The sequence below is a fragment of the Methylobacillus gramineus genome, assembly GCF_020532675.1.
GTDB classification, from domain to species: Bacteria; Pseudomonadota; Gammaproteobacteria; order Burkholderiales; family Methylophilaceae; genus Methylobacillus; species Methylobacillus gramineus.
The window spans coordinates 218,580-231,803 of record NZ_JAJAVE010000001.1 but is presented as its reverse complement, the minus strand read 5'-3'; the positions used below and the strand labels follow the sequence as shown (position 1 = coordinate 231,803).

At 47.9% G+C, this 13,224-nt stretch carries 13 protein-coding genes; all 13 read right to left on the bottom strand.

Translation table 11 applies throughout. The features are described from left to right. Window positions 1–9: 9 nt before the first annotated feature. The 13 genes from cheD to flhD all read right to left on the bottom strand — a co-directional run bounded on the left by cheD (window position 10) and on the right by flhD (window position 12,955). Window positions 10–621: a chemoreceptor glutamine deamidase CheD gene (cheD, locus tag LG201_RS01150; RefSeq protein ID WP_226770352.1), complete on the bottom strand. Its 612-nt coding sequence runs from the start codon at window positions 619–621 to the stop codon at window positions 10–12. A 2-nt stretch (window positions 622–623) separates the two neighbouring features. Next, window positions 624–1,490: a CheR family methyltransferase gene (locus tag LG201_RS01145; RefSeq protein WP_226770351.1), complete on the bottom strand. Its 867-nt coding sequence runs from the start codon at window positions 1,488–1,490 to the stop codon at window positions 624–626. A 46-nt stretch (window positions 1,491–1,536) separates the two neighbouring features. Beyond that, window positions 1,537–3,339 carry a methyl-accepting chemotaxis protein gene (locus tag LG201_RS14400; RefSeq protein ID WP_319006026.1) on the bottom strand — a complete coding sequence of 601 codons (1,803 nt, stop codon included), beginning with the start codon at window positions 3,337–3,339 and terminating at the stop codon, window positions 1,537–1,539. 143 nt (window positions 3,340–3,482) lie between these two features. Continuing rightward, window positions 3,483–5,162, bottom strand: coding sequence for a methyl-accepting chemotaxis protein (locus LG201_RS14395; protein WP_319006025.1), 1,680 nt, complete (start codon window positions 5,160–5,162; stop codon window positions 3,483–3,485). Between the two features lie 41 nt (window positions 5,163–5,203). Next, entirely contained in the window at window positions 5,204–5,728 is a 525-nt protein-coding gene (locus tag LG201_RS01120) for a chemotaxis protein CheW (protein WP_226770350.1), read from the bottom strand. Between the two features lie 11 nt (window positions 5,729–5,739). Beyond that, the gene (locus LG201_RS01115) at window positions 5,740–8,073 is read right to left on the bottom strand and encodes a chemotaxis protein CheW (protein ID WP_226770349.1); all 2,334 of its coding nucleotides are present in this window, start codon (window positions 8,071–8,073) and stop codon (window positions 5,740–5,742) included. An 89-nt stretch (window positions 8,074–8,162) separates the two neighbouring features. Further along, window positions 8,163–8,528 (bottom strand): response regulator, encoded by a 366-nt coding sequence (locus tag LG201_RS01110; RefSeq protein WP_226770348.1) that lies wholly within the window; start codon window positions 8,526–8,528, stop codon window positions 8,163–8,165. A 67-nt stretch (window positions 8,529–8,595) separates the two neighbouring features. Then, on the bottom strand, window positions 8,596–9,144 hold the full coding sequence (locus tag LG201_RS01105) for a chemotaxis protein (RefSeq protein ID WP_226770347.1): 549 nt from the start codon (window positions 9,142–9,144) through the stop codon (window positions 8,596–8,598). A 67-nt stretch (window positions 9,145–9,211) separates the two neighbouring features. After that, window positions 9,212–10,138: a flagellar motor protein MotB gene (gene motB, locus LG201_RS01100; protein WP_226770346.1), complete on the bottom strand. Its 927-nt coding sequence runs from the start codon at window positions 10,136–10,138 to the stop codon at window positions 9,212–9,214. Between the two features lie 15 nt (window positions 10,139–10,153). After that, window positions 10,154–11,014, bottom strand: coding sequence for a flagellar motor stator protein MotA (gene motA / locus LG201_RS01095; protein ID WP_226770345.1), 861 nt, complete (start codon window positions 11,012–11,014; stop codon window positions 10,154–10,156). Window positions 11,015–11,183: 169 nt separating this feature from the next. Next, entirely contained in the window at window positions 11,184–11,981 is a 798-nt protein-coding gene (locus LG201_RS01090) for a class I SAM-dependent methyltransferase (RefSeq protein ID WP_226770344.1), read from the bottom strand. A gap of 51 nt (window positions 11,982–12,032) precedes the next feature. Beyond that, a complete protein-coding gene (gene flhC / locus LG201_RS01085) occupies window positions 12,033–12,587 on the bottom strand; it encodes a flagellar transcriptional regulator FlhC (protein ID WP_226770343.1) in 555 nt (184 codons plus the stop codon). A 50-nt stretch (window positions 12,588–12,637) separates the two neighbouring features. Beyond that, a complete protein-coding gene (flhD, locus tag LG201_RS01080) occupies window positions 12,638–12,955 on the bottom strand; it encodes a flagellar transcriptional regulator FlhD (protein WP_226770342.1) in 318 nt (105 codons plus the stop codon). Window positions 12,956–13,224: the final 269 nt, after the last annotated feature.

The following is a 13,224-nucleotide window of genomic DNA, read 5'->3' as shown; positions in this document are numbered from 1 at the left end:
CTTTGTACTTTAAAACAACTCAACATCACCAGCGACTGTATTGGTCTTCAACTTCTTGGCATAACTTTCCTCACGGGTGATCAGGGTATTGTTATGCATTTGTTTGAGTTTCTTGACCAGGACCCGCCCGGTACGGGGGAAGAAATAGACTTTCCGCGGGTAAATATCATTCAGGTCCTCACCCACCACGCGGATGTTCTCATTCTTCAGATACTTGCGCACAAATGCCGCATTTTTCTCACCAATATTGATTGAAGTGAAACCACTCAGCACGTTGCCACCACCAAATATCTTGGCCTCCAGATTTTCTCGTTTGGCGCCACCCTTCAACAATTGATTAATCAGTACTTCCATCGCATACGTACCGTAACGGGCTGACTCGGACACAGGGCTATTGGCATCTGCGGTATTGCCTTCAGGCAACATGAAATGATTCATTCCACCAATCCCAGAGACCCTGTCACGTATACAAGCAGACACACAAGAACCCAGCACAGTCACAATCAATATATCCTGAGCAGTTGTATAGTATTCGCCAGGTAAAATCTTGGCAGCATCACAATTGAAGGTTTTATCAAAATACAGATTGGTCGCCAGTTGCTCTTCAATGGGATTTCCCATGATTAACCTCCAGTGCCTGACTTCAGATGCCGGTTCAATTCATACACCGTTTTGCCTCTCAAACGGAAAGCATCTGTGGCATAGAGAAAGTTTTCCGAATGGCCAGCAAACAGCAAACCATCTGGCTTCATCAACGGTGCAAACTTTTTCAGGATGGTGGATTGAGTCGGCTTGTCAAAATAGATCATGACATTGCGACAAAAGATGGCATCAAATGGGCCCGTCACCGGCCAGCTATTAGCTAATAAGTTCAATGGCTTGAATGTAATCAGTTTGCGCAAATCATCCCTTACTCGCACAAAACCCTGTTGGGCACCAGTACCTTTCAAGAAAAACTTCTTTTTCTGCTCTATCGGTAATTTTTCTATCCGGTCATAGGGATAGACACCGCTCGCCGCTGTGGCCAGTACATTCGTATCAATATCAGTCGCCACAATTTCAACCGGAGGTTTTAAGGTGCCAAATGCTTCGCATACGGTAATCGCCAGACTGTAAGGCTCTTCGCCTGTAGAACTTGCACAGCACCAGATGGAAATGGGTTGCGAGGTTTTACGAATGTGCTCAGTCAAAATTGGAAAATGGTGATTCTCGCGAAAGAATGAGGTCAGATTCGTTGTCAGGGCATTGGTGAATGCCTCCCACTCCTCCGCATCCCCCGTCGCTTCTAGCTGATCAAGATAGCGCTGAAAGTTTGAAATGCCTGTCGCGCGCAAACGTCTGGCCAAGCGGCTATACACCATTTCATGCTTGGACTCAGCGAGGGAAATACCAGCCACTTGGTAAATCATCTTGCGTACGCGGGAGAAATCCTCTGCAGTAAAATCAAACTCTTTACCTGCTCCCGACTTAACCGATGTAATTGGCTTCAATTGACTATATTCCCTTTAGTTGATAACAGCGCTCAACGCCTGCTATTTAAAACTCTTCCCAATCATCACTGGAAAGATTGGTCGCAATGATTTTCTTGGAGGGAGTGGATTGAGTCACAGGTGCAGCTTTGGCAACTGGTTCAGCCTTCACACTGGCAGACGTTTTTTTGACACGATCAGTATCTCTTGTCACTTGGGGGGGCTCTGCCTTGAGCACCTGCGCCACTGGTTTTCTAGTGGGGGATTTTGCGACAGTTTTAGCTACTGACTGCGTTAACAATTGATCCTGTGCGCTACTGAGTTTGAACACACCAGCAGCCTGATCCAACTTGAGCACGTCAGTTTTCAATGCCTCGGCAGCAGCAGCGGCTTCTTCTACCAACGCTGCATTACGCTGTGTGACCTCGTCCATTTCAGTGACTGCCAGGTTCACTTGATCAATACCCGAGCTTTGCTCAATGGAAGCTGCAGAAATTTCGCCCATAATATCCGTGACGTTTTTGACCGATGAGACAATTTCCGACATGGTAATACCGGCTTGATCCACCAGTTGCACGCCCGACTCAACACGCTCCACAGAGTCTGATATCAAACCCTTGATTTCCTTGGCAGCGGCAGCTGATCGATGTGCCAGATTTCGTACCTCAGCCGCCACGACTGCAAACCCGCGTCCTTGTTCCCCAGCACGCGCTGCTTCAACTGCCGCATTCAACGCCAGGATATTGGTCTGGAACGCGATGCCATCAATCACGCCAATAATGTCTGATATCTTATTGGCCGACTCACTAATCAGCCGCATTCTCTCTTTGGCTTCATCAATGACATCACCGCCACGTGTTGCCACACTGGAAGTGGAAAGTACCAACTGATTAGCCTGGCGCGCATTGTCAGCATTTTGCCTGACGGTGGAGGCCAACTCTTCCATGGAACTGGCCGTTTCCTCAAGGGAACTGGCTTGAGACTCCGTTCGCGAAGACAGGTCATTATTACCTCTGGCAATCTCGACCACACCTGCATTGATTCGATTCACATTGGAGCGGACATCAGACACCATCGCGACAAAATTAACATTCATCTGGCTAAGCGCTCTGAGTAACATGCCAGTTTCATCGGTTTTTGCCTGGTGGAATTGCTGAGAGAGATCACCACTTGCGAGAGTATTGGCAATATGGGTCGCTTCTTTAAGCGGATTGATGACAGAATTGACCAGACCCCAGGCAAAACTGACAGCGACAAGCACGGCCACCAAGGCCGCTGCCACAATATAAGCACTTCCAAACTCAAGCACAGCGGCGCCAATGACCAACAGCATTGCCAACACAATCGCTGCCGTCGCCGCAATTAACCTGGTTTGCAAGGTCATTTGCAGGGCTCTTTTTACCTTGGAAATAAAGTCCGTTTGGAGTACCTGACCGTGCTTAATTTCCAGGCCATGACTCTTGCCTTCGCGTAGGCCGGTATAAATCCTGTTGGCTGTCTCCACTTGATGTCGTGTGGGCTTGGTTCTAACCGACATATAACCAACGACATTGCCACTTTGTCTCATCGGTGTGGCATTTGCCACAACCCAATAGAAGTCCCCATTTTTACGACGATTCTTGACCATTCCTGTCCAAGAGGAACCGGACTTGAGCGTTGCCCACATATCGGCAAACGCTTCTTTTGGCATATCAGGATGTCGCACCAGATTATGCGGTGAGCCAAGAAGCTCCACCTCATCAAAACCACTGACGCGTATGAAATCCTGGTTAATATAAGTAATTTTTCCTTGCAAATCCGTCGTTGAAACGATGGACTCTCCATCCTGCAAGAAATACTCGATATTCGTCACTGGCATATTGACACGCATACTTATCTCCTAGATCCGTACTGATCGTTTAGTCGGTCATGCCACAGGCTGTGCTGACATGACCGATGTGCGGTTTCTCTGCCTTTAATTGTGAGCCGTTAGTACTTTTTAATTGTTATGTTGTATTCCACTACCACTGCCAGTTAATTCACCTTGAACGTGCTCACCGTTGCAGACAGCTTCTGTGCCTGCTCTTCAAGACTTTCAGCGGCTGCAGCGGCTTCCTCAACCAGAGCTGCATTCTGCTGGGTCATCTCATCCATCTGGCCGATCGCAATATTGACCTGCTCGATACCAGAACTCTGCTCCTGGCTTGCCGAGGTGATTTCGCCCATGATATCGGTCACACGCTTCACTGAAGTCACAATCTCATTCATGGTAATACCAGCCTGATCAACCAGTTTATTGCCAATCTCGACCTTTTCAACAGAATCGCCGATCAGGCCTTTGATTTCCTTCGCTGCCGCAGCAGAACGCTGGGCCAGATTGCGTACCTCGGATGCTACTACTGCAAATCCGCGACCCTGCTCGCCTGCACGTGCAGCTTCAACCGCAGCATTAAGGGCCAGAATATTGGTCTGGAACGCAATCCCATCAATCACACCGATGATATCAACAATCTTGCGTGAGCTTTCCTTGATAGATCCCATCGTATCCACCACCTGGTCAACCACCTGACCGCCTTTCACTGCGGACTCAGAGGCAGAAATGACGAGCTGGTTGGCCTGACGCGCATTATCGGCATTCTGGCGCACTGTGGAAGTAAGCTCTTCCATAGAACTGGCAGTTTCCTCAAGGCTGGAGGCTTGAGACTCAGTCCGTGAAGATAAATCAGCATTCCCAGAGGCAATTTCACTGGTGGCGACCAGCATGGTATCCGTACTACTCCGCACCTCAGAAACCAGCTTGCGCAGCTCCTGTATCATGAAACGGACACCGACCAGCAACTTGCCAGGCTCATCGGATGCGTTTTCATTGATCATATCCAGCAGGTCATTCTGTCTAGGCGCCAAGTCACCCTTGGACACACGGCCAATCACGCGAATACCGTAATTAATAGGTTCAATGATGGAAATGGTAATCACCCGGGCAAACACAACCCCCATCACTAAAGCCACCAAGCCAATCACTGCGATGAGGATACGGCCACGATTACTAGACTGCCTGTTTTCAGCGGCAAGCTCAATCACCTTGGCACGCTCAAATTCCACTAGGCTCTTCAACGCCTCCTGATATGCATATCGAGCAGGCTGAAACTTTTCAATCACACTGGCATCCAGTGCTTTTTCGTCAGCACTTAATTTATTGCTGACATTCTTTTTCTCTTCAATACTTACTTGCTCATTGGTTAACCAATTCTCGAAAGCATTTACGCGGACATTTAAACCTTGCCTGATCTTAAATGCCTCCTCACGCGCTACACGATAATCAGCACGTGCTTGCTGAACCTTATCCAGAAATGGCTTGTATTCATCTGCCGCCATGAGTTCAATCGCTTGAGTCTGATACTTATCAATCTCTTTTGAGTTCTCAGCCATCTTTTCCAGGAAATATATCTCTTGCTCTTTGCTTCTGTTCTTCAGATAGGCCAGCGTATTGATGGTGTTCATGTTGGTATATAAATTCCAATCATTGAGCACTTGTTGTTTAGCCGCTGAATCCTGGACGATGCTATCGGTTTTAGACGACATCGATGTCATCAAGGTAAAACTCAACACAGCGATCACAGCCACCAGCACTAACAACACACCAAAACCGATCACCAAGCGTTTGGTGATTCTTTGGCCGTACATGTAATTCATTAAAGGATTTAATAGTTTCATGATCTTTCTCCGCCCCGCTAAATTTATCTCTCAGTTGCTGCTTAAGCTGCTGCTATCGCATCAATCAGCCCCATTTCGGAGCTTGTCATTAGTTTGTCTATATCAATCAAAATCAGCATACGATCATCCAAAGTACCCAGGCCGATCAAATAATCTGTACTCAATACCGAGCCCATTTCCGGGGCCTGCTTAATCTGTGCTGCGCTCAATGTCGTCACATCAGACACGCTATCGACCACAATCCCTGTCACGCGCCCATTGATGTTGAGAATAATGACCACCGTAAACTGATCGTAAGTCGGTGTCCCAAGATTGAATCGCAGTCGCATATCCACAATCGGCACAATAATGCCGCGGAGATTGATTACCCCTTTAATAAACTCGGGCGCATTGACAATCCGGGTAACACTTTCATAGCCACGGATTTCCTGCACCTTGAGAATATCGATACCGTATTCCTCATTACCCAAGGTAAAAGCGAGAAACTCACTCCCCTCCAATTGTGTCGCCCCTTGCGGAGCCTGTTGTGAAGGACTTTCTGATTTATTGCTAACTGGCTCTGACATGACAACACCTCTTAATGAATTGAAGGTTCAGTGATCAACTGCCTGCTTGAACGCAGTAAATTGGCCACATCAAGAATCAATGACACACCACCATCACCTAATATAGTGGCACCGGAGATACCTGCAACCTTACGGTAATTTGACTCAAGATTTTTCACTACCACTTGCTGCTGCCCTACCAACTCATCCACAAACAAGGCGGCTTTTTTACCATCGACTTGTAGTACCACCAAGATGCCTTTTTCAGGCTCGCGGTAGAGCGGCTCAATATTGAACATCTGATACAACGGAATCAGCGGCAGGTAATCTTCACGCACCTTGACCAGACGGCCCTGGCCTGTCACCTCTTTCACATCATCTGCCGCTGGCTGCAAGGACTCCATGACAAAACTCAGAGGTAATATGTAGATTTCATCACCCACACGCACAGACATGCCATCCAGAATAGCGAGTGTCAGCGGCAGTGAAATGGAGATTGTGGTGCCATAGCCAAAGGCAGATCGAATATCGACCACCCCTCCCATCGCAGTGATATTACGTTTGACAACATCCATGCCTACGCCACGACCAGAAACGTCAGTGACTTTCTCAGCCGTAGAAAAACCAGGCGCAAAAATGAGTTGCCATACATCGGCATCCGGCATGTTATCGGATACATTAAGGCCAGAAGATTTTGCCTTATTCAGGATACGTTCACGATTCAAGCCAGCCCCATCATCGCTGACTTCGATAATAATATTGCCGCCCTGATGCCCTGCGGACAAGGATAAACGTCCAATAGGGTTTTTTCCTGCAGCAGCCCTGACTTCCGGTGACTCAACCCCATGATCCACACTGTTGCGGACTAAGTGAGTCAAGGGATCAACAATGCGCTCGATCAGCCCTTTATCCAGCTCAGTGGCAGCACCATTGGTGACAAACTCCACTTTTTTACCCAGCTTGGCTGCAAGATCACGCACCATGCGTGGGAAGCGCGAAAATACATAATCCATTGGCATCATGCGGATAGACATCACCGCTTCCTGCAGATCACGTGTATTTCTAGTGAGTTGGCCCACGCTGTTGAGCAAGCGCTCATGCAGCATGGGATCCAGAGTACTGGTCCGCTGCTCAATCATGGCTTGGGTAATCACCAGCTCGCCAACCAAGTTGATCAGCTGATCCACCTTTTCAATGCCAACACGGATCGAGGTCGTTTCTTGAGTGGCCACGGCTTTGTCAGCCTCACGGCGTGGTGCCACCCGTTTATTATCTACAGGTTCTACGGGCTGACTCTCCAGTACTTCAGGCTGTATCGTCGGAACGGGATTTTTGGATGCTTCCACCTGTTCAAACAAACCGAAATCGCCTTCATCCACCAATGGAACAGGAGATGAAGCTGCAGCAGATGCTATGTGCTCGCTAATGAGTATCTTATCAACATCGACCACAAACGAGCTGACTGCCAGGATAGTATCGCGAGTATCTTCAGTTTCAAGCAACAGCGAATACTTGTTGCCAGTTTTGGGCTGTTGTTGGACTTTCCCCAATAATCCAAGCTCATCTACCAGGGTTTGTAAGTCTTTTTCCGGGATATCGGAAATTTCCAGTACGTACTTCTTTTCACTACCGGATGCAGTAGTGGACGAGCCTACGGCTGCCGGAACCAATGCTGCAGCTTCAACCGTTTGTTCCGTTATCACCAGATCATCTGGATCCAGCACAAAAGAACAGATGGCAACAATATTGTCCATGCTCTCATCGGTGCCCAACAGCAATACATGCTTGCCATTTTGTGGCGCCTTTTTCTCTACCGTCCCGAGTAATTCCAGCTCGGCAATCAATGCCACTACATCTTTCTCAGGGAGTTCAGGCAGTTGCACCAGGTAACGCTTTCCAATCTGCGGCTCAACCACAGAAGGCTTCGCTACAGCGGCAGACTGTACAGTGACTGGGGGAGCTGAGATCTGAGCACCATCTTGCTGCGCAAGGCGCTGCAACGTGGCTTTGATCTCACTGACGGCATCCGGATCAACCGCTGTTCCATGCCTATGTCCATCCAGTTGCATCTTGAGGATATCCTTGGCGGAGAGGAACACGTCCACATGCTCGGCTGTCAGTGGCATTTCATTTTTGCGGATACGATCTAGCAAATTTTCCAGGACGTGCGTAATTTCGGTCATGTCATTCATGCCAAATGTTGCAGCACCCCCTTTAATCGAGTGGGCCGCCCGAAAAATCGCATTCAGGTCTTCAGATACAGGGTTCTCAATATCCAACTCCAGCAGCAAGCGTTCGGCTTCTGCCAACAGCTCGTCGGACTCATCGAAAAATACCTGATAAAACTGACTCATATCAATCGTCATGGTCTTGCTCCACATTAAATCCTACAACCCAAGTCCACCGTGGCAGACCACTGCCAGTGGTTAATATTTTTTGTAGCCGGGGGGAGGGGTTAACCAATGACCCGTTGCACAATATCCAGCAACCGGTTGGGATCAAATGGCTTGACCAACCAACCCGTCGCCCCTGCTGCTTTACCCAATGCCTTGATTTCGTCGCTAGACTCCGTCGTTAACATTAATATCGGCACTTTCTGGTAATTGCTGAGGCTGCGGAGCGATTTGATAAGCGTTAAGCCATCCATATTGGGCATGTTCTGATCTGTCAGCACCAGATCGACCAGCGTCGCCTTGGCCTTTTTGAGTCCATCTTCACCATCCACTGCCTCAATCACTTGATATCCGGCAGCATTGAGGCTGAACGCGACCATCTGCCTTAATGATCCAGAGTCATCTACAGTCAGTATTGTCTTTGCCATATTTCCTATCCCCGTTGTTCATTCCCAGGCAAGTCTTGCCTGAAACCAATGTCATCATTCATAAAGCCTAAAATAGCTCTATGTCGCCCGCGCCCATGTGCTGCTGGTTAACTGAAGATTTCAAGTCCTTGTGCATTGAGGCTCTTTTCTCATTCAGGGACTCGCTCATCTTTTGCAAAACTACCGCAAGATCATCACTCCCATGCTCTGGGATCAGCTTCTCATGCTGCTCAGCCATTGAGAGCAATAAGGTTTTCAAGCCACCCACACGATGCAAGGCACGCGTCAGCAACTGGTTGGTCATGTCTTCAAACTGCAGGCCTGTGACAATCCTGTTCACTTCGCTCTCAATCTGCCGACTATGCATGGCGACTTCCGAAATCTCCGCTTGAGACAAATGCTCACTCACGCTCAAATTGAGCAAGAGTGCTTGCTGCGTCTGAGAAGCACGGTTGATTGCCATAAACCCTTGCACCAGCATCGCGATTGCTTCGCGTAACAACACATTCGCGCGATCAATATCCGTTTCCACATGTTCCAGATGCTCTTCACCCCAAGCACCAAGGCTCACCAAAAGCGTTTGCAACTCTTCCATTGGTATAGTCTGACTTGCCATATAAACTATCCTGTCTATGCCTGATTCAATCTGCCAAATACAAGAGATAAATGCCTCTTGATCATATTCATGATTTATTTAAGCTTTCTGCGGCAACAGGGACTTCCTCAGCAGAATTAACATCCGCCGAACCATTGTCATTCATGGTGTCTTCCTCTGCCTTTTTGTTCATGATAATAATACTGATACGTCGATTGACTGGGTTCAAGGAGTTCTCTTTGTCAAACAGAACAGCGGAAGACAAGCCGACCACTCTCAACAGTTTCTCTTCCTTCATGCCACCAGATACCAACTCCCGACGAGAAGCATTGGCACGATCAGAAGATAGCTCCCAGTTACTGTAGTATCGTTCACCACTAGGATATGGAGCTGCATCGGTATGTCCGGACAGGCTGATCTTGTTGGGAACATCATTCAGTAACTGCCCAATTTCATGCAGTATCTGTTTGGCATATGGTTGGAGTTCGGCTTTGGAAGATGCAAACATCGGGCGGTTCTGCTCATCCACAATCTGGATGCGCAAGCCCTCGGTGGTGATGTCCAACAACAATTGTTTTTTGAATTGCTGTAGCGTCTTGCTAGCCTCAATCGCTTCTTCTATCCGGGCTTTCAATTCCTTCAATCTTTCATGCTCAGCCTTGGCGACTGCCTCTTTTGCTGATTTGAGATCAGGTTTTTTCTTGCCCTCGATATCTTGCGCTTTTCTGATCTGACCTTGTTTCTTGGTCATATCATTGCCACCGCCCTTGAGTACACTGTCACTCGCCCCAGCTCCAGGGCCACCCTTCATGGCGACCTTCAAGGGAGTTTTGAAATACTCAGAAATACCCTCTAGCTCTGCCTTACTCGTAGACCCCAATAGCCACATCAGCAGGAAAAACGCCATCATCGCAGTGACAAAGTCAGCATAGGCAATTTTCCAGGCGCCGCCATGATGACCGCCGCCATGGCCTTTGACGCGCTTGACAATTATTTTGACGTTTTCCTGAGCCATCTCAACTCTCCGCGACTAGCGGGCCTTGGCCTGCTTGACGTGGGCTTCCAGCTCAGCAAACTCAGGACGCTCTGTGGAATACAAGACCTTGCGGCCAAACTCGACGGCGATTGCAGGAGCATAGCTGTTCAGGCTGGCAAGGAATGTGACCTTGGCACACTGGAACATCTTGGAAGATTCATCCGCTTTCCCCTCCAACAGGCTAGCCAAGGGGCCAACGAAACCATAAGCCAGGAGAATGCCAAGGAAAGTACCCACCAGCGCATGGGCAATCAACATGCCCAGTTCGTTTGGAGGAAGGCCCACCGACTCCATGGTATGCACCACCCCCATCACCGCCGCCACAATACCAAATGCTGGCATGCCATCACCCAGGCGAGCGATACAGTGAGAAGGCACCATGCTTTCGTGATGATGGGTGTCGATCTCGTTATCCATCAGATTTTCAATCTGAAACGCATCCATATTGCCTGATGACATCAATCGAAGATAATCTGCAACAAAATCAATCAGATGATGATCAGAAAGCAAATCAGGATATTTAGAGAAAATTGGGCTACTCTCAGGATTCTCGATGTCATTTTCAATTGACATCATGCCGTCACGACGGATTTTGGTTAGTATCTCAAACAACAGCGCCAGGAGATCCATATAGCGTGTCTTGGTATATTTGGATCCTTTAAACACAGTGGGTAATGCCTTGATGGTAGCCTTGATGGCCTTGGCATCATTACCGACAAGAAAAGCGCCAATGGCAGCCCCACCAATCATGAGCAACTCAAGCGGCTGGAATAGGGCCGCCAGATGGCCGCCAGCCATTGCAAAGCCTCCAAACACACTCCCCAATACCACTAAATATCCAATAATCACAAGCATGAGTGCAAGCTCCGCGCAGGCTTAAATTTTGCCCGCTTTAAATTAACCTCAGAATAGCAAGCAAGCCAACATTGCAATACTGGGAATTAAACTGGATTAATGGCTTATTTCCGTTGCAACATCAAACGCCTGAATACCCTCTACCATGGCACATATAACTACACGCCACTTAAAACTCCCACACGAAAATGCATGGTGAGTCTGGCCTATCCTGAATCTGCAACTTGGGAGTTATCCCTGGGATCTCAAACTCGTAACTGATAAGCACACTACCCGACCGCATTTCCTTTACCGCTTTTTGCCATAACTCAGGCATGGCAGCTGGGGAGAGGTACGCAAATACTACGTCGTACTCAGAAAGGTTAACGGCTTGATAATTGCCATACTTGAATCTTGCTGAAGATTTTTTTATAACAGCCAATAGAGCGCTAATCAGCCATGGTAAAGGAGCTACCTCAATTCCAGCACATGCAGCATTTGGCCTTTCCCGTGCCAAATACATGACCAGTCCGCCAAGCCCACTCCCCACGTCCAGGATACTGACTGGTTTGTCTTCTGGAATCAATTGCTTGACCTGACGCCAGGTGGTGGGCAAGGAAGGATAAAACGGCACCTGAGTCTTGAAAGTGCTCCAGAATAAAGCCAGGGTGAAGAGAAAAGCAGACAGATAAACCCAGGGCGGGACATTCCACTGCAGCATAAAAAAAATCGTGACAGGGAACAGAAAGTGAATGATTCGCCACCACACTGCCATACGCAAGCCTGTCGCAAGCAGAGCGGAAATCACGGATTGCAGGAGACATATCCCCCAACCGGCTAAAGTCACCGCAAACAACATATAGCCCACTTGAAGTATTACCCAGGTCAGGCCCAATGCTACCAGTTGAATAAAAAAAGCCAGGATAGCGGGGGGAAACCGCTTCCTGGCACCACTTAACTCGGAGACTGAATCTTGCTTAGACTGCATAAGATAGTGACTTGAAATTCACCACTCCATCAAGGTCACATACGCACGACATTAAGCACTCAGGGCTGCTGCCTGCGCTGCCAGCTCTCTGGATTTTTTGGTCTTGCCTGCCCGTGATGGGACATGGCATAAATTACATTGGTAGTCTTCGTGCAAATCATAGGCATTGACTACAAAATTACCGCCACAACAGCTGCATCTTTGAGTTTTAAGCATTTTGCTATCAAGAAATCGCACTAACGTCCAAGCCCTAGTCAGCGAAAGCACAGACTCATCACCCGGCTCACTTCCCACTTGTTGCAAATACAATTTGTACGCCTTCATGATGGCAACAATACCCTCAACACCCGCATGCTCAACCAGGAACTTATAGATATTCACAAATATCGAGGAATGAATGTTGGGCTGCCAAGTGAGAAACCAATCAGTAGAAAACGGCAACATACCCTTGGGTGGAGACATGCCTCTTATTTCTTTATACAACTTGATCAAGCGCTCACGTGACAAAGTCGTTTGGGATTCAAGTAATTGAAGTCTTGCCCCCAGATTGATCATCTGAATTGCCAACTGGATTTGCTCAGACTCATTAATAACGCTTTTGCTCATTTTTAGTATCCCCCCGGATTTTCTGTGTCAGTAATAACGCAAGCGAATGATTACGCTATTTCTTCCACACCATGACCAGCCATCAGAATGGCAGCATGGGCTTGAGCCTGCATTCTGTCTTTAGTATAACTAGTCAGCATGCCAAGGATTGCAGTGTCATCGAAACGGAAACGTGTGAGCATCATGTTAAAGCTACTCAACTTGAGCAACTGAGCATTGCTCAAACTTTCCAGCAAATCAGCAATCTCACCGCTTAACCCCAAGCGGAAAATGGCGGTTGCCTTGTCGGCACGAATCATTTGTTGAGCCAGCATCAAATAACTCAAGTTAGCATCTTTGATTTCGGCCATGATTTCTTGTTCGTTCATTTCAGTCCCCTTAGCGAGAAGTTAGCGCTACAAAATGTGTAGTGCGGTTGAGGCGTACTTTGATCGCTTTGGAGGGATGTACATACTGGGGTTCGTCGGTTTTTTTCGTAAGACGAACGAACATAGCCGATACAGTGTTTGTCTTACAAACACTGTATCGGCCTTGGGAGACAAGACTTTCAGAGGAGCTTTACTGCACCAGCTAGTTTTAATTGAGGCTAATTAATCTAACTTTAAATTCGTCCTTAATTGTTCTTCCGTATTCATAA

Bases quoted from the DNA above. Each gene is read 5' to 3' on its own strand.
- cheD (WP_226770352.1), bottom strand. From the start codon at position 621: ATGGGAAATCCCATTGAAGAGCAACTGGCGACCAATCTGTATTTTGAT.
- LG201_RS14400 (WP_319006026.1), bottom strand. From the start codon at position 3,339: ATGCGTGTCAATATGCCAGTGACGAATATCGAGTATTTCTTGCAGGAT.
- LG201_RS14395 (WP_319006025.1), bottom strand. From the start codon at position 5,162: ATGAAACTATTAAATCCTTTAATGAATTACATGTACGGCCAAAGAATC.
- LG201_RS01120 (WP_226770350.1), bottom strand. From the start codon at position 5,728: ATGTCAGAGCCAGTTAGCAATAAATCAGAAAGTCCTTCACAACAGGCT.
- LG201_RS01115 (WP_226770349.1), bottom strand. From the start codon at position 8,073: ATGACGATTGATATGAGTCAGTTTTATCAGGTATTTTTCGATGAGTCC.
- LG201_RS01110 (WP_226770348.1), bottom strand. From the start codon at position 8,528: ATGGCAAAGACAATACTGACTGTAGATGACTCTGGATCATTAAGGCAG.
- LG201_RS01105 (WP_226770347.1), bottom strand. From the start codon at position 9,144: ATGGCAAGTCAGACTATACCAATGGAAGAGTTGCAAACGCTTTTGGTG.
- motB (WP_226770346.1), bottom strand. From the start codon at position 10,138: ATGGCTCAGGAAAACGTCAAAATAATTGTCAAGCGCGTCAAAGGCCAT.
- motA (WP_226770345.1), bottom strand. From the start codon at position 11,014: ATGCTTGTGATTATTGGATATTTAGTGGTATTGGGGAGTGTGTTTGGA.
- LG201_RS01090 (WP_226770344.1), bottom strand. From the start codon at position 11,981: ATGCAGTCTAAGCAAGATTCAGTCTCCGAGTTAAGTGGTGCCAGGAAG.
- flhC (WP_226770343.1), bottom strand. From the start codon at position 12,587: ATGAGCAAAAGCGTTATTAATGAGTCTGAGCAAATCCAGTTGGCAATT.
- flhD (WP_226770342.1), bottom strand. From the start codon at position 12,955: ATGAACGAACAAGAAATCATGGCCGAAATCAAAGATGCTAACTTGAGT.